The sequence below is a fragment of the Bradyrhizobium zhengyangense genome, from assembly GCF_022012435.1.
Lineage (GTDB): Bacteria > Pseudomonadota > Alphaproteobacteria > Rhizobiales > Xanthobacteraceae > Bradyrhizobium > Bradyrhizobium zhengyangense.
Genome location: NZ_JAKLUA010000011.1, coordinates 85,472 through 106,469, shown reverse-complemented (window position 1 = coordinate 106,469; position 20,998 = coordinate 85,472). Strand labels below are relative to the sequence as shown.

At 57.8% G+C, this 20,998-nt stretch carries 20 protein-coding genes and 1 pseudogene; 8 read left to right on the top strand and 13 right to left on the bottom strand.

What is annotated here, in order from left to right:
- Nucleotides 1-26: 26 nt before the first annotated feature.
- The 7 genes from L6637_RS28435 to L6637_RS28405 form a co-directional block, all read right to left on the bottom strand.
- Nucleotides 27-1,403: an NAD(P)/FAD-dependent oxidoreductase gene (locus L6637_RS28435; protein ID WP_128955181.1), complete on the bottom strand. Its 1,377-nt coding sequence runs from the start codon at nt 1,401-1,403 to the stop codon at nt 27-29.
- Between the two features lie 220 nt (nt 1,404-1,623).
- On the bottom strand, nt 1,624-2,787 hold the full coding sequence (locus L6637_RS28430; protein ID WP_128955182.1) for an NAD(P)/FAD-dependent oxidoreductase: 1,164 nt from the start codon (nt 2,785-2,787) through the stop codon (nt 1,624-1,626).
- 77 nt (nt 2,788-2,864) lie between these two features.
- Nucleotides 2,865-3,269 (bottom strand): acetyl-CoA carboxylase biotin carboxyl carrier protein, encoded by a 405-nt coding sequence (locus L6637_RS28425; RefSeq protein ID WP_128929630.1) that lies wholly within the window; start codon nt 3,267-3,269, stop codon nt 2,865-2,867.
- Entirely contained in the window at nt 3,266-3,436 is a 171-nt protein-coding gene (locus tag L6637_RS28420) for a biotin carboxylase N-terminal domain-containing protein (protein WP_164933826.1), read from the bottom strand. The genes L6637_RS28425 and L6637_RS28420 overlap by 4 nt, the downstream gene beginning before the upstream one ends.
- A gap of 4 nt (nt 3,437-3,440) precedes the next feature.
- A complete protein-coding gene (locus L6637_RS28415; RefSeq protein WP_128929632.1) occupies nt 3,441-3,854 on the bottom strand; it encodes an acetyl-CoA carboxylase biotin carboxyl carrier protein in 414 nt (137 codons plus the stop codon).
- 205 nt (nt 3,855-4,059) lie between these two features.
- Nucleotides 4,060-5,565, bottom strand: a complete 1,506-nt coding sequence (locus L6637_RS28410) for an argininosuccinate lyase (protein ID WP_128929633.1) — start codon at nt 5,563-5,565, stop codon at nt 4,060-4,062.
- Between the two features lie 242 nt (nt 5,566-5,807).
- Nucleotides 5,808-7,100: an aspartate aminotransferase type Ic gene (locus L6637_RS28405; protein WP_128929634.1), complete on the bottom strand. Its 1,293-nt coding sequence runs from the start codon at nt 7,098-7,100 to the stop codon at nt 5,808-5,810.
- 848 nt (nt 7,101-7,948) lie between these two features.
- Between L6637_RS28405 and L6637_RS28400 the strand changes: the two genes are divergently transcribed.
- The 4 genes from L6637_RS28400 (at nt 7,949) to L6637_RS42830 (ending at nt 10,049) form a co-directional block, all read left to right on the top strand.
- Entirely contained in the window at nt 7,949-8,275 is a 327-nt protein-coding gene (locus tag L6637_RS28400) for a type 2 periplasmic-binding domain-containing protein (RefSeq protein WP_128929635.1), read from the top strand.
- A 145-nt stretch (nt 8,276-8,420) separates the two neighbouring features.
- Complete coding sequence (locus L6637_RS28395) at nt 8,421-8,777, top strand: extracellular solute-binding protein (protein ID WP_128929636.1); 357 nt, start codon at nt 8,421-8,423, stop codon at nt 8,775-8,777.
- A 272-nt stretch (nt 8,778-9,049) separates the two neighbouring features.
- On the top strand, nt 9,050-9,913 hold the full coding sequence (locus tag L6637_RS28390) for an asparaginase (protein ID WP_128929637.1): 864 nt from the start codon (nt 9,050-9,052) through the stop codon (nt 9,911-9,913).
- Nucleotides 9,825-10,049 carry a hypothetical protein gene (locus L6637_RS42830; RefSeq protein ID WP_371746378.1) on the top strand — a complete coding sequence of 75 codons (225 nt, stop codon included), beginning with the start codon at nt 9,825-9,827 and terminating at the stop codon, nt 10,047-10,049. Before L6637_RS28390 ends, L6637_RS42830 begins: the two co-directional genes overlap by 89 nt.
- A gap of 521 nt (nt 10,050-10,570) precedes the next feature.
- Here the strand turns inward: L6637_RS42830 and L6637_RS28385 are convergent.
- From L6637_RS28385 to L6637_RS28365, 5 genes are all read right to left on the bottom strand, one after another.
- On the bottom strand, nt 10,571-11,299 hold the full coding sequence (locus tag L6637_RS28385) for a class I SAM-dependent methyltransferase (protein WP_128929638.1): 729 nt from the start codon (nt 11,297-11,299) through the stop codon (nt 10,571-10,573).
- A 797-nt stretch (nt 11,300-12,096) separates the two neighbouring features.
- The gene (locus L6637_RS28380) at nt 12,097-13,026 is read right to left on the bottom strand and encodes an alpha/beta hydrolase (RefSeq protein ID WP_206733167.1); all 930 of its coding nucleotides are present in this window, start codon (nt 13,024-13,026) and stop codon (nt 12,097-12,099) included.
- Nucleotides 13,023-14,363 carry an MFS transporter gene (locus tag L6637_RS28375; protein ID WP_164933839.1) on the bottom strand — a complete coding sequence of 447 codons (1,341 nt, stop codon included), beginning with the start codon at nt 14,361-14,363 and terminating at the stop codon, nt 13,023-13,025. The genes L6637_RS28380 and L6637_RS28375 overlap by 4 nt, the downstream gene beginning before the upstream one ends.
- Nucleotides 14,364-14,477: 114 nt before the next feature.
- Nucleotides 14,478-16,100 carry an FAD-dependent monooxygenase gene (locus tag L6637_RS28370; RefSeq protein WP_128929640.1) on the bottom strand — a complete coding sequence of 541 codons (1,623 nt, stop codon included), beginning with the start codon at nt 16,098-16,100 and terminating at the stop codon, nt 14,478-14,480.
- Between the two features lie 42 nt (nt 16,101-16,142).
- Complete coding sequence (locus L6637_RS28365) at nt 16,143-16,835, bottom strand: GntR family transcriptional regulator (RefSeq protein ID WP_128929641.1); 693 nt, start codon at nt 16,833-16,835, stop codon at nt 16,143-16,145.
- A gap of 93 nt (nt 16,836-16,928) precedes the next feature.
- Here L6637_RS28365 and L6637_RS28360 point away from each other — a divergent pair, with 93 nt between their 5' ends.
- The 4 genes and pseudogenes from L6637_RS28360 (at nt 16,929) to L6637_RS28345 (ending at nt 19,549) form a co-directional block, all read left to right on the top strand.
- Entirely contained in the window at nt 16,929-17,708 is a 780-nt protein-coding gene (locus tag L6637_RS28360) for an SDR family oxidoreductase (RefSeq protein ID WP_128929642.1), read from the top strand.
- Between the two features lie 27 nt (nt 17,709-17,735).
- Nucleotides 17,736-18,680, top strand: coding sequence for a VOC family protein (locus L6637_RS28355; RefSeq protein WP_128955087.1), 945 nt, complete (start codon nt 17,736-17,738; stop codon nt 18,678-18,680).
- A 229-nt stretch (nt 18,681-18,909) separates the two neighbouring features.
- A complete protein-coding gene (locus L6637_RS28350) occupies nt 18,910-19,155 on the top strand; it encodes a type II toxin-antitoxin system VapB family antitoxin (RefSeq protein ID WP_128929644.1) in 246 nt (81 codons plus the stop codon).
- Nucleotides 19,155-19,549 (top strand): annotated as a pseudogene (locus L6637_RS28345) (type II toxin-antitoxin system VapC family toxin). The gene L6637_RS28350 and the pseudogene L6637_RS28345 overlap by 1 nt, the downstream one beginning before the upstream one ends.
- A 423-nt stretch (nt 19,550-19,972) precedes the next feature.
- Here the strand turns inward: L6637_RS28345 and L6637_RS28340 are convergent.
- Nucleotides 19,973-20,278, bottom strand: a complete 306-nt coding sequence (locus tag L6637_RS28340) for a hypothetical protein (protein WP_164933838.1) — start codon at nt 20,276-20,278, stop codon at nt 19,973-19,975.
- Nucleotides 20,279-20,998: the final 720 nt, after the last annotated feature.

The window sequence follows — 20,998 nt, the reverse complement described above, 5'->3', positions numbered from 1 at the left end:
ATGCATCAATCGGTCGGGCGCAGACATCAAAGCAGCCCCGCGCCCACCGAGCCCAGATCAGGGATCAACGAAGGATCCGTGAACCTGTCCATTGTGAAGACAGCCGATCCGGGCAACGGCTTATCCGCAACCCATGCGGCCGTTTGCTCTCCGACAGCGCAAGCCATCATCGTGCCAAAGCCGGAAAGACCGACGCACATATAGGAGCCTTCCGGTCCCATGGGCCCGACCAGCGGCCAATTGTCGTGGGTCCGCGTATACCAGCCGCTATAATGATGCAGACCGCGCGTCAGCCGTCCGATATAGGTCCTGAGTCCGGGGTTGAGCCTCGAAGCCCCTCGAAGCACAATTTCGGGAAAGCGGTCGTCCAGCGGAACGTCCCAGGTCGCGTTTACCTGCGCCCTCTCGTTGTAGGCCCATCCGAGCCGTAGCCAGCTGCCGCCGTCTCCTCCGTCGGGACGGCAATGAATTGCGCCGGTCATTGGTTGTGTGAGCCAGGCAGTGTCTGCACTGGCCCGAAGCAGGCTAGCTTCTTCTTCCGTCCAATTGATCATTTGATCATCGAGGTCGATCGAAAACGGCATGTCCCGAGGAATGACCTTGTGAACATCCTCGAAGGCGATTTTCTGCTGCATCACATTGAATAGGGGCAACTCGACGTCGAGCATGGCGGCAATGTCGTTCGCAAAGGGACCCGCACAGTTAATTAGCTTGACCGCTCGGAGAGTCTTAGAGGTCCCCTCGTCCTTAAAAGCGATAGTAAACCCGCCTTCTCGCTCCGCCTTAATGCCGTCGACCATGCCCTGCATGCGGTGCGCGCCGACGCTGCCCGTGTATTCCAGCATGAAGGCTCCCATCTGCTGCCCCGAAATGTCGCCGGCTTGGCGTACATGCAGGATTGTTCGCAGGTCGCGATCATAATTGGGAAACAGCGATTGGATCAGCTCGGGATTGCGAAGCAGATCGAAGCCTCGTGGCGCCAGCGTCCAGTCAGCGTCTGCGGGTCGTTGATAACTGCGGCTCGTGGTACCCTCATGGATCCGTACCTGCTCATCGAATTCCGCACCCAAGCTGAAGCGCAATCCCTCGATCAGCTCGGAGGCATCTGTCTTTCGCGACGCCAAGACATATCCGCGTCGAGTCATGTTCAGCCGATTGCCCGACTCTCGCGCGATGTCTTCCATGAGCTGGATGGAACGATCAGAGAGACGAACCATCAGTGGATGGGTCCACCAATTTCGATAATTCTCGCCAGACTGAGCGGACGTGAAGGCCATCGGAGGGCCTTGGTCGATGAGCGCGATATCAGTGATGCCGTGGTGTTTGGCCAGATAGTAGGCGACCGCGATACCAATCGTACCGGACCCGATGATAGCGACCTCGGCGCTTTTCACGCTCGCCATATTTTGCATCCCTTCTATTGTTTTTGGATACATTTTATATTGCCACACCGCAACTGATTTCGCATCGCCGATCGCGTTTTACGGAAGGGTTCCAAAGCGCCGTTTCGAGGTCACACGGTCCGTGGCGCGTGGCGCCTCAAGGAGAACGGCCTCGCGGTCACATCGGAAGGTCTTGGAAGGCAAAGCTCCCAAATCCCACAGGCAGGGGAAAGCGTTGAAACTATATGATGCCGCGCTCGGGCAGAGGGGCGTCGTCGATCAGTCGCTGCCAACCGAAACGAGTTAAATCCAGCGTTTCGTATCGTCCCTTCAGGATAAGTTCGGAAATCGCCAGACCACAGCCGGGCGCATGCATCAGGCCGTGACCTGAGAAGCCCGCCAGCATGTGGAAATTGCCCAGACCATCGGCCCCCGGCCCGATGATGACATTGCCGTCGAAGTCGTTCTGATCATAGAGACCCGGCAAAGTTGAACGGCATTTCGTCCGTTCGAACTGCGGGAAACGGTGCGCCAATGCTGGCCACACAACTGATTCGAAATAGTCGTAGTCGACCTCGAAATTATAGCCCCGCGGTTCCGCGAGCGTCGGAACACCGCCTGAATAGCCGGCGCCTTCGGGACGGAAAGCTAATCTTTCGGGGTCTTTGAGGTAAGGCAGCGGCTCGATGGGTTCTTGCGTTTCGAAGTAATGTTCGAAACGCCGCAGCGGGGTGATTGGAACATCGAACCCCAGTTGCTTGCAGATTTCCTTTGCCCACGCTCCTGCGCAATTGATGAATTGATCCGCTTCAATCTGAGCGCCGGATGCCACTCGGGCATGCGTTACAGCATGAGCGGCGCGGTCCATCCCCACCACATCGTCGGCAAGATATTTGACGCCGAGAGATTGCGATTTCTTACGAAAACCCATCAGCACACTATGCGGATCCAGCCAGCCGTCATCGGGAGAATGGACGCCGGCGCCAAGGTCCGAAACGTTCATCGAAGGGAATTTCTCTTTCAGACCGTCCGGCGTCAGCCATACGACATTGCAACCTTGATCTCGTTGAGCGTCGTAATTTTGACGCAACATCCCCGTCGCACTAAGGGGCACGATGAAGAGGTAGCCATTTTTCTTAAAGCCGATCTCGGCATCCACGCCTTCGATCGCCATCGTCTTCGGAAATGACTCAAAGAAGGGGATTGAGAAATTTGAAAGCTGGATATTCTCGGAAAGCGCGAAAAGACGTCGGACGCCACCAGACGCCCGTGGCGTCGAGGCTATCGCATAGGTCGGATCGCGCTCTATCACTATGACATCTGAAGCCGGCGCCATGAGCTTGAGAAAATAGGCAGCCGCGGAACCGATGGCTCCGCCCCCAATAATTGCGACATCATATTTCATTTTCCTACCTGCCCGAGTAGAGTAGATGGTGTGATACTATGCCAACGCCGTGCGCCGATGCCGTTCGTAGATGCCGCCTACTCCACGTCTACCGGAAGGATCTCGAACAAGGGCGCGCCGTAACTAACCGCGGCGCCTTCTTCGATAAGAATTGTGACCAACCGCCCCCGCTGCGGCGTTCTGATCGGGATTAGAATCAAATCATCCTGTAGGTAGCCGAGGATATCATCCGAGTTTAAAGACGAGCCCATCGGCACCGCCGCTGAAGCCGCCGCGGGATGCCTTGGTAAGAATCTTCCCGGCCCAACCGCGCGAACAACAATATTTGCCGTAGCCGGCGGCGCCGCTCGCACCTTCTCGTCGGTCGTCGCCGCAAGCTCAATGTTTATAAACTCGCCGCCTTCCTCATATTCCAGCCGGATCAAGCCATGGCGCCTCATGATGGCAGTCAATTGCGGAATGTAATCGCAAAGACCCGTCATGATGCCACCGCAGAAGTGGCTCTCTTCAGCCTCAGCCCAGCGGCCAACCAATTCTTCAGAAACCGGATGTCCGCGCTGCCGGCTTTGAACGCTTCAATGGCACCGCAGGCGCGCTCCATTCTAACGGCTATTTCCCCACGGTTGGCGATCAGCACCTTGTCAAACATTTGCTCACTCGAGAACGAGAAGAGTGTCACCCGCGCAAACCACCTGGCCGTCGTCGGGTAGGATTGCTCGCACCGTCCCCGCTCTGTCAGCTTCGACACGGAACAGTGTTTTCATGGACTCTACGACAGCAACGATCTGCCCCTTGGTGATTGTCTGCCCTACTTCAACCGCAGGAGAACCACCCTGGACATCCGAGCGATAAAACACTCCGTCGGTCAAAGCTCGTATCTTATGACCTTCTTGATTCGAACCGAGACTGTCAGCTTTTTGCAGTGACAGCGGCGCGCTGGTGAAAGCGGATGTCACTTCAGCGGCGGCGATCAGCAGCAGCCGAATGTCCCCTCTTTTCAGCTCAATCTTCTGCAAATTGAGCTCAGCCGCCTTCCGGCAAAAAACTTCGATCTGCTTCAGGTCCATGAAGGCCGCGGTCTCCCGAAGAACGAACTAATCGGCAACCGAAGACGGGGCTGACAGCATCAAACTGCGCCGGGCCGTTTGCGCCGATCGCGAGACAATGAGCACGACGCCCATAACAGTCAAGCACAATGTATTCTATTGCGGCCCTTTTGGATACATCATCATGTTGCGATAGATGCTGGCCGGACATATCGACCACCCAATGTTACTCAAGGATGGCATTCACGGCTTCATCAAGAGCTTTAGCGGCGCGTTCGCGAACACAACGCAGCTTTTCCTGCTGCTCCGCATCTCTGGTCTGGCTCTCGCGAGCGAGCTTTATCTGCGCGCACACATTGGCGGGCGCCGGGCTGCCGTAAGTCGAACGTCGGCCAACGAAAGCGAGTGGACTAAGGCTTTCCCGAAACAGTTGGGGGTCAAGGCTTGGTGCAGGAAAACCGAGCTGATTTGCTGCTGCATCCAAGTCGGCACTTGTCACCGTGTTTGGCATCATTCCGCAATTGAAACAGTGCGCCACGAATCCGGCGACCAATTCATGCGCTTTACGCCACCCCAACGCAGTCTCGCGCGCTATGGCCGCAGCAAGGTCCGTTGCGGTGCACCAGTTGGCACCCGCCAAATAGCTCATTCTCGCGACATCAAAGCGCACATCGCCCACAAGGCGCGACAGAGTATCCAGTCGTGCGGGAATCATTTCACCAATGGCCTTGAGCTGACTGTCCGTATTGACCCGCTCCATGGTGGTAAAACCAGTAGGTCCGCGTTCGGACATGCTTACAGCCAGGAAGGCCGATGATGCTTGCGTCGCCAAACTCTTGATGTCCTCCAGCCCATCAGGATTTTTCTTCTGCGGCATGATCGAGCTAGTACCACACAGATAATCCGGCAATTCGACATAGCCATATTCAAATGTCGACCATAACTGCAGATCATCGGCCAAGCGAGCGAGCGAATGCGTTAAACCTGCCATGAGACCGGCATATTCGATCTCCATGTCGTGGCTGATGATCGCATCGAAAGTGTTGGGCAAGGGCCCATCGAAGCCGAGGAGCTCTGACGAGCGCCGACGATCGATCGGAAAATCGCTCCCAGTCATGATGGCAGCGCCAGCAGGCGACTGATTGATGCGAGCATGAGCTTCTTGATATCGCTGCTGATGCCGGGCTGCGACCAGTTCAAACATCAGAGCCCAATGCGCCAGTGTTGTTGGCTGGGCGTGCTGGCCATGCGTGTTGCCCGCCATGACGGTCTCGATGTGTTTCGACGCCAATTCTATGAGAGAATGGCGCAGCTTCATCATGCCATCCAAGGCTGAACAGATCTGAGCCGCAAACGCCCTCCTTCGAGAAACGGCATTCAGATCTCCCGAACTGCGCCCGGTGGCGATCTGCCCACCAATTTCACTGCCATAAAGCTTTGTTAGATATCGTTCGCCCGCGTGCAGGCCCGAGTTCATCTTAGAATGAACATTTAGAACACCTTCTGCCTCCATCTGTCGCAGGCCGGCTAGAAGTTGCTGTCCGATTTTACGCTTAATTGCGCCCCCTTCGGTTAGCGCAACTAGATGGGCCTTGTCGAACGCATGAATATGCGGAGCCGTTATCGCATCGAACCGAGACTTGTAGTTGTCAAGATAATCTAGAGGAACTTGCTTCAAACGCGCTCCGGGGTTGGCGGCGCTGCGATAAGTTTGCGGAGCGTGGGTTTCCATTTAAGGATCTGCCTTAGCTTCGGGCCCGAACGAGCCGGTTTGCCGGCCACCGACACAACCAAGCAAGCCTGATGTATGCATATTAATTATACTGTATCCAGTCGCGCTGCCTGTCAATAACATGACACTGGGCGTGGCCGATAGCCTCCGGCGAAGCGGACGAAAAATCGATGGCGAGGTGGCCGCTGAGGTGACGGGTCAGAAGACAAATGGCTTGAGACGAGTTGTGCTGCGTGTTCACTTCAGTCATTGTCATTGATGCCAAGCTGCTTCTCGACTGCCGCCAGCAGAATTGAGATTGCAATTGCCTCAGCTGCAATCCGCACGTCTTCCAACGATGCAAAACTTGGCGCAATGCGGATATTGCTGTCCTTGGGATCATGCCCGTTTGGAAAAGTCGATCCTGCTGCAGTGAGAGAGATTCCCGCGTCGCCCGCCAGCCTGACAGCTCGTTGCGCTGCGCCTGCAATAGTATCGACGCTGATGAAATAACCGCCCTCAGGCCGAGTCCAGACGGCAGCACCTTTGCCTGCGAGACGTCTTTCGAACGCTTGGAGCACTGCGGAAAACTTGGGAGCAAGAATAGCGCGGTGTCTTTTCATGTGTCGTGTCACGCCCCCTGCGTCCTTGAGGAAACGCGCGTGACGAAGTTGATTAAGCTTGTCTTGACCAGCTCCACGCCGCTTGGCGCAGTCAAGAAACCAACGAACGTTCGCGGGAGAAGCTGCGAAGAAGCCGATACCGGCTGTGGCGAAGGTAATCTTTGAGGTAGACCAGAACATAAGCGGTCGATCCGCATTCCCGGCGGCCGCGCAAGCAGGCAAGATCCGTTTAGCTGGCTTGCTGTTATCGGCTAAGTGATGGACGACATACGCATCGTCCCAGAAGAGCCGAAAATCTGTGGCCGCAGCCTCCATCGCAGCCAGTCGATCAATTACTTCATCGGACCATATTTCGCCCGTCGGATTGGCATAAGTCGGCACGCACCACATGCCCTTCACACGTGGATCCCGCACATGATGCTCCACCACCTTCATGTCTGGCCCCTTGGGCGTGACAGGGACCGGAATCAGATCGATGCCATACTCGATGCACATGTTATGATGCAGTTCATAACCAGGCACGGGGCTAAGGAACGCGATTCTTCCCTGTTTCATCCAAGGGGTCGCAATTGCTGTCACACCCTTTAGAAGAGCCCACACAATTACATCATGCATGATCGCAAGGCTGGAGTTACCTCCTACCACGACTTGCTCCACTGGAACGTCTAGGATGGGAGCGAATATGCGGCGGAGTTCGACAAGTCCCTTCGGATCGCCCCCGTAATTTCGTGCATCGTCCCCAGCTTCCGTGATCCAATCATCGGGTTTCGGTAGCGAAAGCAGTTCGTTCGACAGATCGAGCTGCTCTTCTCCCGGGCGCCCGCGCGCGATGTTCAGCTTCAATTTGCGCGCGCGAATAGCATCGTATTCCGCCCTCACGTGGCGGAGCATCTGCTGAAGTTCGTCGGCGCTCATCTCGGCAAGCCGCATCATGATCCTCTCTCGCACCTGGCGAAGATGAGGCCTGTGGGACGATCCGATCCCGAGGTCTTGCATCATCGCACGTACGGCTTAGCTCTTCGCACTAATGCCATTTCGACGCCTGAGCCGATCTACTGCTCGCCTCTTGGCCATCATCGCGTGGTCTCATCCAGTTGCAGGCGAAACCCAGATCGCGCGTCACCACCAACATGGTCACGCGCTTGTTCCTCCGCATGGTCCATCCGTCGCCTCAGGCCAAAACGCAGCACTTCTGGTCGTGGCGGAGACACGGAGTTTCGGGAAGCACCCAGTTGCTCCAGCCGGCCCACAGCCGCCGCATCTTGCCGGAATTCCACCTGGAGGATTCGATCTCAGAAGCTCGGCAAAGCTGTTGATTATACACTTGACGGTGTTTGGATACGAAAATAGCGTCTGGTAGTCAAGCAGCGCTGGCGACCGCGAAGCGGAATGCCAGACTTGCGCGCCAACAGCAAGAAACCCGGAGAAGGTTGGCGATGGCAGCTCCCGTAACACGGCAACTCACAAAAATCTGCGCCTCACGGCGGCACCTTCGTCGCACTGCCCAAGCAGCTTTGGGAAGAAGCGATTTACCGCGCGACCCCTTCTCTTGCCGCGGTCTCCGCTTGGCTTCTGCTGGTCGTGCGCTCTGTGATGCTTATCGCTCACGTGACCGCAACGAGAGCCAACGCGACAGTGGTAAGGGCAATCAGGAATTCTAGGAACGCCATGAACAGAAGGACGTTTTTAAAATGGACGGCGCGCGCAACTGCCTCGTTGGCCGCGCCCACAGTCTGGAGTCCGGCGCACAGACATTATACGTTGCGGATACCGGAGGAGCGATGACTGAAGTCAATCGTGAGCTTCTCTATGGGCCATTTGAGAAAGCCACAGGAATCCAGGTCGTCCCCGTAATCCGTAGCGCTAGTCCGACCACCCAGATCAAATCGATGGTAGAGACCAAGAACTACATGTGGGACTGTGTTTTCGGGGCCGGCGCCGATGAGTCGCTGCAGTGGCAGCAGGCGGATTTGCTAGAACCGCTCAACGTGAGTGGCGAATTCGTCGATCAGATTCCCGAGGAGATGCGGCACAATCCAAGCTTTATGCCAGATATATCTCTGCCATTGCTCTGGTATGCCTTCCCTCTGCCACCAAGAAGGAGCTGACGTCTTTCGCCGACATGTGGGACTTTTCGATCCCAGGAGCTCGTTCACTTCGCAATGGCGGCCGCGACGACAGCGAAGTTGCCTTGCGGGCTGACGGGGTGCCCGGAGGCGAGGAGATCTACAAGGTTCTTGAGACTGACGACGGCTGGAAGCGCGCCTTCAACAAACTCGACAAGATCAGAAGATAGTGACTTGGTGGACGACTCCGCCACAAGGCGCTCAGCTGTTCCACAGTGGCGAGATCGATATTATGCCAACTTTTTCGAACCGGGCCTATCAATTGATCGCGCAAGGGGATGGGCTGGCGATTTGCTGGAATCAGGCATTTTACAACTCTTATGGCTGGGTCATCCCGAAAGGTAATCCCAAAGCCGAGCTGACTCGACGTCTCATCGTTTTCTCGCTGGAACCAGAGAGTCAGGCAGCTCGTTGCGCCAAGATCGGTGCCGGACCGTCTAATGTGAACGCATATCAGTTTATGAGCAAAGACGTCAGTCGATAATGTCCACCTATCCTGACAATCTGAAGCAAATGGTGCCGGTCGACAACGAATCTTGGAGCAAGAACCTTGCCGAAGGCGAGGAACGATTCAGGCAGTGGATACTCCAGTGAGCTGGCGTAACTTCGGAGCAGGCTCTTACAGGCCGGCAGTGCCGAAGGGCGTCAGAAGAGTGACCATGGTTCAGAAGGCATGGACGCAGCTACCCTGGCTTGGACCCTCCACAATCATCGGAGAAAAAGCATCCCTTTCCCCCGCAAACAGCTGAGGCGAGCATGTCACTACCATTAGTATATGTATTGACGACTGGCGGCACGATCGCGGGCAAGGGCGACTCGTCGGTTCGCCCTGCCGACTACGAGGTCGGTCTTCTTACCGGCAATGACCTCGTTCAGGCCATCCCCGAACTCGCTCAGTTAGCGGACACACGGGTCATCGAGATTGCGAACATTGGCAGTCAAGACATTTCGTTCGGTCATTGGAAAAAGTTAGCTGAGACTGCAAACGGTCTTCTCAGTTCTAAAGAAGAGAACATTGCGGGCATTGTGGTTACCCACGGAACCGATACCCTGGAGGAGACAGCCTACTTTCTGAATTTAACGATGAAATCGGACAAGCCGGTGGTCCTGGTCGGATCGCAGCGTCCCCCAACTGCAATGAGTACGGATGGACCCTACAATCTCTACAGTGCAGTTCGCGTTGCCATTCAGCCAGAGGCGGCAGGCAAGGGAACTCTGGTGGTCATGAACGAGCAGATCAACGCTGCTCGCGAGGTTGTCAAGACCAGCACCTTCCGGCTAGAGGCCTTTAAGTCGGGAGACTTTGGCCTTCTAGGCTATGTCGATACGGATAGGATTGTTTTCTATCGGGCACCTGTCCGTCGTCATGGCAACAACTCTGAATTTGATATCAAGAACATCAACGAGTTGCCGACGGTGCATATTGTTTACTCCTACGCCGATGCACCGGGAACACCGATCCGGGATGCTCTCGCTTCGGGCGCGAAAGGAGTTGTCATTGCCGGCGCGGGTGCCGGGACCCTATCCCAAAATGAGAAGGCGGCCGTCGCGGCTTATCGTAAGACAGGTGGTGAAGCCATCATCATGCGTTCCAGCCGCACTGAACGGGCGCGTCATTGAACGCGACCACTACCTAGAGCTTGGCGTCCTCAACGCAGACAATTTAAGTCCGCAAAAGGCTCGCATCCTCCTTGCGTTGGCCCTAACCAGGACCAACAAGCCGCATGAGATAAAGCGAATCTTCTCCGAGTATTGACCGACATGGACGAGTGCGCATGTCCTAGATGGCTACCTTGTCCCTCTGCGACGCGCCAGTGCGCTCATCGGATGAAGGGGACGGGTGGTGCATCATTCATGAGGGTGCTGAGACGTTCCTTGAAGCAGGCAACGTCGCACGGCACTTCTGGCGGTCATCTCAACGACCAGCATTCCCGACCACCCGCTTCATTCCAAGCCGACGGCGCAACAGCCCAATATTAGGAGGCATCCGCGCATGCTTCGCATCCCAAACGGCTTTCTCGCCATCCCAAATCCTGGGCGAGAGGCATCCCCGGCGACGGGGGTCTTTCTGTTGTGGCTTCGCGAGGTCCTGGCCGAGAGTTCTTTGGCCGCAGTCGAAAATCGCTGAAAGACCCGACCCGCCGGCTGGTCCGCCTGGTCAATATGGCGATATCTGCATAATGCGCATGGCCAAGGGCTTTGAGAAGATTACTGATTGACTCGATGCAGTCATTGACAACAAGCGCGCCGAACGACCCGAACAATTGACTTTGGGTGCTACCGTTGCGCGGAAACCAGAAGCATCATCGGTCGCTCCAACTCTTCTTCCAGCTCTGGCGTTTGTGTGATCTGCTCGGGGGACGGGGCAAACTCTTCGACGGCTAAGATCCGGAAGCCAGCACGGATCAAGGTGTTAAGCGTCGTGCCGATGGTCCGGTGATATTTGATTACGCCTTTCGCAAACCAGTCAGTCTGGCGCTCACCCTCGATCGAATAGCAATTGACTGGCCAAGTCTTGCGCCCGTCCTCGTCGGCGATCCAATGCGGATGGACCGCTGCCATAAAGATCGGATGCTCGATGGTGAATACGATATGCCCGCCGGGCGTGAGCGCTTGGTGGACCATGCGCGCGAGACGGCTGAAGTCCCTGATATAGTGAAAGGTGAGTGCACTATAAGCGAGATCGAAGGCTGCCGGCGGCAACTCCACTGTCTCCAGGTCTGCAATCCGGTATTTAATTTCTGGATCGTTGGTATCCGCCTTTGCCCGGCTGATCATGTTTTCGGAGAGGTCCAGGCCGAGCACCGAGTTTGCGCCTTGCTTGCGCATCCAGCGCGACGTCCAACCAAGGCCGCACCCCAAATCGAGGACGCGCTTGCCGAAAATCGCTGGCAAAATCGCGCGTATGGAGGGCCATTCAGGCGCACCGTCCAGACCGCGAATTTGTCTCGGAAGCTGGCTGTAACCGGCGAAGAAATCGGGATTGTCGTAGATATTCTGTGCCATGGTGTTCTCTTGTCCGGCGTAATGGGATTCGGATCATACGACAGACCGAGATTCCTTTTGTTCCCCTTTCGTCGCGTTTACGGCGCGAATTGGTTTCAACCAATTCTCACTATTTGGGGCAGTGGCGGCGGCGAGCTTCCCCTTGAACCCAGCGATGCGGGGCTCAATCTAGACCTAGGGGATGCAGCCGACACTCTGCACGCCCAAAGCGGCTGGAAGAAACGTCGGATGATGCCGGGATTATTGGGCGTCAAAAAGAACAGAGCGACTTGGAGACTCTAGACCCCATCCCGGACGCTCTATTGCCCGTCGCCAATGAGGTTTGGCAAAAGCAAAATCTGTCTCGCCTTCTCATTGCTGACTTTGTCGCCCCGGAAACGGGAGAGGTCTGCCTTACGTAAATGACGCGGTTCAAACGCTTCCAACCATTCTGCCGCCTGACATCACTCCGGAGTATTACCGTCGTCTCCAAGGGCCGCTCAACAGGAACTATCAGGACAACCGAGGCACGGCTCGTATTACTCTTCATAGCGCAAGTGTTACTCAGTAAGGCTCTAGGTAAGCCGCTTGGAAAGAGAGCTCTGGTGGGCATCACCAAAGGACCGGGTATCTCAACAGAGCGCCGTCAATTCAGATGAAGCTTGCTTTGGACTACGTGGTCATAGAGCGCTTTCGTGGAGCGGCCTGGAAGTCGCCGCCCCGTTCGCTTTCGGCTTCGCAATTCAGCGATGGCCCCCCTGACATCGCAATGCGGGACTGAGGCCGGCGTTCGGATCCGAATTGCAGTTCTCCATGGATCATTGGACTCTCGGCAGAGACTTCGCGAAATCGAGCACCCGTCCGCTTACGCTGGTATCCACCGTATTGTACGAGCTGAATTGAGAGATATGCCCATGGCCCAACAACCGGAGTAGCAGGGGGCAATGGGACGCCCGCAGCGCCAAGGTGGCGAATAGTTCTCCGGCTTGCACCTGCATCGGAACCGGATCGTATTCCGCGTAGGTGATCAAGGTCGGCACGTCCGGGGCATCTATCAGACGGGTCGTCGACATCTCCAAATATCGGGCAGTCTCCTCGCCGAAATAGGCCTGATTGCGCAGGTCGGGAGAAGGTATACCGAAAGCCGCAGCCGCGACGCGTTCGAGAGCGACGTTGTAAGACCCGGACTGCAGAACCACGCCGGCCGCTCGGAGAGGTCGCCCCTTGTGGAAGGTGGAGACGAAGGAAGCGAGAGCGACGTGCGCGGCTCCCGCCGATTCTCCGAGCAGACATATTCGTCTCGGATCTCCTCCATGATCTTGCGCATTCTCCTGGGCCCACCTCAAGGCAGCAATCACGTCGCGTGCCCCAGACGGCCACTTGCATTCCGGGGCAAGGCCATAGTTCGCGATGAAGGCCGTGACCCCGTTGCGGGCAAAGAAGTAACCCACATTGCTCCTATCGGACTTGTCGCCGCGACTGTAGCCGCCACCGTGGAAGAACAGCACCACAGGCACCGAACCCGATGTCGCAACCGGCCGATAGACGTCCAACGACTGCCTGGTCCCGTTTCCGTAGCGGATGTTGGGAATGACGTCGACTCCGTCGGTCGGCTGGTGAGCCAGGATGTCTGCGTAGATCCGCGCGGTTCCGGGCGGATCTATCACCGGCCCCAAGGCTCTTATTCTTTCTGCTATCTCGTTCGGCGGCGAAGACATCCAGCGATTGTTTTCGAATGGAGCGGTCATGCCTCCCCCTTTGCCCTTTCATCCAAAGTCCAGCCTCCGAACCTCTGCCGGCAGGCGTACGTCAGCACGCCAGCTATCAGGACGCCGAATACGAGAGGCAACGCGGCGGTTTCGAAGAAAGCGGTACCGGAGAGTTGCTTGGACATCAGGAAGCCTCCGAACAGAGGGCCTCCGATCGCTCCGAGGCGGCCGATCGCCATTCCCCACCCGACGCAGTTCGACCGGATGGTGGTTGGATATAACATTCCGAAAGCCGAGTTGATCGCGGATTGGGTACCGGCAACGCATATGCCGGTCACAAGAACCAACCACGGCAGGACTCCGCGATCGACGAACGGCTGGCCGATGAGCGCCATCGAGGGGATCGCGACGATGTAGAAAGCGACGATGACGAGAAAACCATAGCGATTGAACCCCACCGTAAGCATGAAGCTTCCGATCAATCCTCCGAGACCGAACAGGGTCGCCGTGAGCGCGGCGGCTTCGGGTGAAAGTCCAATGTCACGCAAGACCGTCGGAGCCCAGCTCGCCATCAGAAGGGTCGTGAACAAATTGACCACCGCGAGTAGCCAGAGGAGCGGTGTGATGATGTGCATGCCGTTTCGAAGCGGCACGAGCGGGGACAAGGCTCCCCTCGAGCCCGTGGACTTCAAGGCGAAAACCGCGTCGTCCGGAAGGTGGCCCCTCGGGTCGAGAGCCCTGGCGATCCTGAGAAGCTCCGCTCGCTTCGATGGAACGAGCGACAGGTACTTGATGGACTCGGGCAGTACGAAAACGAGCACCGTCGCCAGCACCACCGGAGCGGCGCCTCCTATATGGAAAAGTACTTCCCAGCCGTAGCGGGAGACCAGATACGCGGCGACGAGGCCGGGTACTATGCCTCCGATCTGCACGCCGAGCTGTACGACTATGAGGAAGGCACCGCGGACGCGGCGTGGAATGAACTCCGATACGAGCGCGGTCGCGTTAGGGATGATCCCGGCAAGGCCGACTCCCGCGACGAAACGAAGAGCGCAGAACTGCGCGACGGAAGCGGCCAGCACGGTCGAGCACGTGGCTAGGCCGAAAAGCAATGTCGACAGAACGATCAGAGGCTTCCTGCCAAAACGGTCGCCGAGATAGCCGGCTATCGGAGTGCCGATCAGCATTCCGACCAGGCTGGAGCTCAGGATGACGCCCATCGCGCTCCGATCGAAGTTCAATATCTTGATGATCTCGGGGGCGGCATAGCCCATTACGACAAGATCGAAACCATCTGCGATCGTGACCAGCAGTGGCCAAAGCACGACATTGAGGTGGAAGGCGCCGATCGATCGGCCTTCCACGAATTCGTCCAAGTCGATCCTGCGGCCGTCCGGTCGGCTATCGACCGGAGCGGACCCATCGAACGGAACGACGACTTGTCCTCCGATTCCCATATTCCCTCCCGCTTTTTCGTTCGTTTTGGTTCGTCAAGCTCCGCGCACCCGGTCGATCACAGCCGTCGGATCCTCCGGTGGAGCGTTTCCGTGCCATGCGATGTGCTGGTCGGGCCTGACCAGAACGAGTTTGGATTGGTAGGGCTGGCCAGGAGCGGGACAACGGACCACCGACAGCGGGAGCCTCCGCAGCTTCGCGGCCTCGAGCAACGCCTCGAGAGGTTCTCCGCTTTCGAAATCGACAAGGGTGTAGTCTCGACCCAACAGATCGTAGAAGCCGCGTCCGGGCGACGGCCAGAAGTGGGGCGAACGCGCTCCCGGAAAGTCGGCGGGCTTGTAGTTGCTCCATGTGTCCGGAGGCGCGGCAGTGCCATTGGCACAAACGATGGGGGAGGATTCGTACCGCTCGCCCAACTGCAGTCCGGACGTGTCGTATTCGTCGAGATCGTCTACGACCACGAAATCCCCGAACGTCTTCCGGGCACGCGCACCGGCCTCGCCTTCATCCTCGATGGTCGGCGGGATCAGCCACTTGCCTTTCCGTTTCGAGCAGTGGATGCCGATCTTCGAGTTCCTCAAACCGATGGATCTCCGCTCGGCCTCGTACGAATCCAGGAGGTTGGGACCGGCCCACCCCGAGTATGCTGCCGCAAGCTTCCAAGTCAGGTTCAGGACATCTCCGATGCCCGTGTTCATGCCGAAGCCACCTAGAGGTGTGTAGAGGTGCGCCGCGTCGCCAACGAGGAAAGCGGGACCTGCCCGGTATGCCGCGGCAACCAAAGACAAACCGCCGGTCCACGGCCCCTCCGCGAGGATTTCGTACGGAAGGTCTTTGCCGAATATCGACCGCATCACCTCGTCGCTGCGGACCTGCTCCCAGCCGAGGCCTTCCGGAACCTGATAATGAATGATCCAGCGCTCGCGGCCGTCCTGGGCAAAAACGAACGCGCGGAGGTCGTGATTTATGATCCAGGTGATGGTCGCCGGCGCACGCCTGCTCTCCTCCAGCAGAGTCGGGGCCCGAACGAAATACGTGATCATGGTGCCGGAGACGAACGCATTGTCGATGCGCCCGTCGTCGCCCGCCATGGAAATGTTGAAGTGACGACGAACCGGACTCCGAGCCCCATCGGCACCGATGACGTACCGAGACCGGATTCGTTTGCGCACTCCCGTGCGCACGTCTTCGACCGTTGCGATCGGAGCGCCGTCCTCCCCACCGAGCGCGACCAGGCGTGTACCGAAGCGCACGTCGACCGACTCCGAGGCCTCGGCATGTCGGCGCAGCAGCGGCTCCAGAAAGAGCTGGGAGATGGACAGGCCGGACTCCGGTCCGAGCTGCCCTTCACTAAGGCGCGTCTTCAGCAGATCGATGTTACCGAATTCGTGGCCGCAGAAGCGCGTGACGAAGGCTACGCGCGGATGCATTTTGGCAAGCGGCGCCGCCGCGCGAACTTCCTCCGCCAGTCCGAGACGACGGAAATGCTCCATAGTGCGTGCATTCACGAAATTGCAGCGGGGCTGGGTCGCCGTCTCGAGGTTTTCCGTAATCAGAATGCAAGGTACCCCCCTCTGCGCGAGATCGATCGCGGATGTCAGCCCGACGGGTCCTCCGCCTACGATAAGAACGAACGTTTCCTCGAAATCGCCTGTCATTTCCTCTCTCTTCGGCTTCTTGTTTGTTTTTAGGAACGCTGCCTAGCAAGGCGTTCGCGTCACGACACCGGGCTGGGCTTTTCCCTGCAACAGCAGTTGCTGCCGGCAGAGTTCGGCGGTCTCGCTGAAGTGTCGTGTCAGCAGGACGACCGCCTCGTCCGGACGGTGCGCGAGCACCGCGTCGGCGATCATCTTGTGGTCGGCGGTGCGGGCTCCGCCGACGTGTGCGGCGCGAGACATGAACCGATACCTGTCGGCGCTGTCGAACAACTGATCGCAATACGCCAGAATGCGCGGCGCGCGGCACGCGGAGAGAAGCGTGGCGTGGAAGACACGATGCGCGCGCTCCCATTCCGGGTCAACGGAAGCCGGCGTAAACGGAATGCGGGACAGCCGGTGCCATGAGAGCAGGACCTGCTCCTCCCACTCGGCCCCACCGTACTCGAACGATTTTCTGAGAGCGAACTCGTTGAGCACGATCCTGGTCTGCAAGAGGTCGTCCAAATCCTCGATGCTCAACGGCGCGACGGAAAAGCCGCGCTGGTCGGAATGCATGATGAGGCCGTCTTTGGCCGCCCGGGTCAGAGCCTCGCGCATCGGAGCTGCGCTGACCCCATAACGTTCGCACAGCGAGCGGATCTTCAGCTTTTGGCCGAAGGAAAACATCCCTCCGATCACGTCCATACGGAGCTTCTGGTAGGCGGCCGTTGCGAGCGTCTCTGATGCGTCCGACAAACTACCCCTCCTGAAATAGAAATTTCTTGCCTTGACGTATGATAATCTTTATTTAAGTCGGGCAAGTCAAATAATATATTGTTTGGAGCCGAAATGGACCTCGGTTTGGCGGCTAAACGGGCCCTCGTATGCGCGTCCTCTAAGGGGTTGGGTTTTGCATGCGCGACTTCGCTCGCCCGCGAGGGCTGCGAAATCACACTGAACGGCCGGGATGAGGAGCGCCTTCGCCTGGCCGCAAAGTCCATCGAGGCCCTCGCGGGTAAGCCAGTGGCGTTCGTCCAGGCGGACATCGCGGAAGAATCGGGTCGCCAAACGGTTATCGAGGCCTGTCCCGAACCCGACATCCTCATCAACAACAATCACGGGCCGGCGCCCGGAAATTTCCTCGAGTTCGGCCGCACGGAGTGGTTGGAGGCGATCGAGCAGAACATGCTCGCGCCCCTTCACTTCGTAAAAACCTTTCTTCCTGGAATGCGGGACCGGAAGTTCGGGCGGATCATCAATATCACGTCTGCCATGGTGAAGGCGCCGCATCCCAAGATGGAACTCTCGTCAGGCGCGCGCGCCGGGCTCACGGCGGCCTGCAAGTCGCTTGCCCGGCAATACGCCGCCTACAACGTCACCATCAACAACATGCTGCCCGAGCGCATCGATACCGATCGTCAGCGCTTCATGGCGGAAAGGATGATGTCGGAGCTGGGAATATCGCTTGAAGAGGCACGCACCAGGATCGCCGACTCGCTTCCGGCGAAGCGATTCGGAAAGCCAGAAGAATTCGGGGATGCCTGTGCCTACCTCTGCAGCGTACAGGCGGGCTTCATCACCGGCCAGAATCTTCAACTGGACGGCGGCTCCTACCCCGGCCTGATTTGAACGAAAACCAATACAAGGGAGGACTTGATGGCGATACCGCGACCCGTATTTCGTCCACCGTTCAACATGACCCGAGCAAGCCATGTCGTGCTCGCGGTGAAAGACCTGAAAGAGAGCAAGCGCTTCTACGTCGACGCGCTCGGATTCGTAGTCAGCAGCGAAGACGAAAACCGCCTCTACCTCCGAGGACTCGAAGAAGGTTGCCATCATTCCCTCGTTCTGGAACAGGGCGGCAAGCCGAGCGCGCAACACATTGGCTTTCGCGTTCTGACCGAAGAGGATTTGGATGCTGCAGAAGCTTTCTTCCGGGATCTAGGTCATCGTCCGACCTGGGTCGAGGTACCTCATCAGGCTCGTACGCTGCGTGTTTCCGACGCCGCGGGTGTTCCTCTCGATATTTGCGCCTCCATGGAAACGAGGCCTCGTCTGATCTTGCAATCCAGCCGTTTTAGCGGCGCCTGTCCGCAGCGGCTCGACCATTTTCAGATTTTGACACCACACGTGGACCGGGCGCTCGAATTCTACACTCGTCTCGGATTCAGACTGTCGGAGTACATTACGCAGGACGGATCGGAAGAACCGAGCTTCGTTTTCCTGCAGAGAAAGGGCAATCCGCACGACATAGTGTTCGCCCCAGGTCCGGGCCCAGGACCTCTCCTTCATCACGCCGCCTTCACCATCCCGGAGACCTACCATCTCATGTTCATCTGCGATCTGCTCGCCGAGATGGGCTTCGGTAGGTCGGTGGAGTACGGCCCGGCGCGCCATTTCGCTCCCGGATATGCCCGCTTCGTTTATCTCCGCGACCCGGACGGACACCGCATCGAACTGTTCAACACTCACTACCAGACGATCGACATCGAGGACGAACCGCTCAAATGGGAGATGGCGAAGGTATTGGCCGGTGGATGGGGCCCCCCTCCTCCCCAATCGTGGATGACCGAGGCAGCTCCGTTCGGCGCGGCAGAATAGTCCGGCCAAACTGGCTGCGGCAGAGGGCCACCGGCTATTCCGAATAGTACCTCTAGAAGAGGCGCACCCGGGTGGAATTCAGGACTGAAAAGCTAGAGCGACGCGAGGTTAACCATCAGCGCGCCGACTGCCTGCGTCGGGAGCTCGGTGATCAACTTGGAGCCCTAGCCTTCAAAGGGTGTATCCGACGTGCTATATAATGATACACGGCAACGGCTAGAGGATCCGGATGGCTTTCCATATTAAGAATCCTGATACTGACGCGCTGGCCCGCAGGATCGCGGCGCTCAAGAAGATCGGCCTCACCGAGGCCGTGCATACGGCGCTCACCCATGAGCTGGAGCGTGAGCAGGGTAAGCCTACCTTGGTCGACTTGGGCGTACAGTTCTGTCGCGATCTCCGGGCCAGGGGCAATCCGCAAAAAAGTAGGCCGGCAGACAAGGTGTTTCGCGACGGCCTTTACGAAGTTGACTGATGTTTATCGATGCCTCGGCGTTGACCGCGATGTCGATCGATGAAGACGAAGCGCGGGAGCTGTTGACGCGCCTTCAACAAGCGGCCGCGCGTTGACACTCGCCGCTGGCAGTGTGGGAGGCGGTGATCGCCGTAGCCCGAATACTTGGTCTTCCAATCTCGGACGCTAGCGAAGCAGTCGAGAGCTATCTGGCGCTAATGGAAATCAAGATGGTGCAAGTGCCGCCCGAAACGGCCCGGATCGCGCTCGACGCCTTTGACCGTTAAGGCAAGGGCCGACACCCAGCACGGCTGAATTTCGGGACTGTTTTGCTTATGCATGCGCCTGCCATTTAGGAGAGCCTTTGATGTTCAAAGGCACCGATTTTCCGCAGACTAATATTGAAGCTGCATGATGCCGTCCGCGCAGGAGTGCTCACGGCAAGTGTAGGCCAGGACGAGAGCTACAAATCCCGGTCAACGACCGGCCAGTGACTGGAAAGGGCAGGTGGCTTTCCGAAGAACGCGGGCAGTCTCATCTTCTTCCCGAAGAGTGGTGCATTGACTTCCAGAGCGGACGCGCCACCCTAGACTCCGTCGAGACAGAACTGTTGCAGCTCTCCCGAGTTTCCAACTCGTTCACCTCCGCGGTGGCTCATAAATATGCGCAAAACGCCTGTCGGAATACACATTCGACGCAACCATGGATGCCATCATGGAGCTCGACATGCTCACGACGGCGTTTGTCGTAGCCTATGTGCGTCTGCATCAGGGCGGAAACGGCAGCGGATTCGATCGCCATAACCTTCCTTAAACGTTTCACAAAGTTCATGATGAAATCATCGAGATGCGCAACAAGATTCGCGCATAAAGACAGCCACCTTCACGAACTCATGGGGCTCGATTTTTATGGCGAACGCTTCTTTCTTAAATGCGGCGGAGAGGATGAAGGAGGCTGCATCCGACAAGTCCGCATTGCACGATGACGTCGACCGAGGAGAGCAAAGTGAGGAATTCAAGCGCATCACCGGCGCAGCTAGTGAACGATCGGAACGACCATGCTCGGCGCTGCCGCCGAGCATCTGAGGACCGAGGTCAAATTGACCGGCATTTAGGGCAACCGGGTGCAACGCTGCCATGTCCAAGCGGCACGCCGCCTATTCGCTGGATAGTTTCGATTGTCGCACGGTCGAACGACGCCTCCTATGTCGCGACGCCGGCGGTTGTAACCGCGACACGGATTTATCACGGTAAGCGCCTTGAAGGATCAGCTCGGTTTCCCGCGGGCACCCGTGTTGGAGCGCCGATGGCGTGGCGGCCTTCCCCGATCCCGTGTTCCTGCCGACTCCGCGCTCATTTGCGGAGCACACCTACCGACATGCCAACAGGCGGCCATTTCGCAGCGATGGGAGAGCCAAAGCTGATGCTGGCCGACTTGCGAGCTATCAACGGCAGAGTCTTGGGAGAGCGCTGCTAAAGTCGGAACTCTCGCTTTCCGAAGCGCGGCGCATCACGCTTGCGGCCCAGGGCTTCAATATCCCTCGTCGCGGCGGAGCCACCAGAGCGGCGCGGCTACAACGAGCGATCAAGCGGCTCTGCCTGCTTCAAGGGGCCCATTGGTTCAGCGTTGTTTGCTCGTCCACCTGCGGCAGAGACATCGTCGATGTCCTATCTCTTGCGACGCCGCCTTCGACAATTCGCGGACAGCTATAAGCATGACCTCACTGGAAGCCCACCGAAGGCATGCCATTCACCACCAGAGGGCCAACATCGACCTTGGTTGACATGAGAACGATCTCGGCAACTGGGATCTTTCCGTCACCGATGTCGCACAGCGCCAGCGTGCGAGCCACATTTCCGAGACA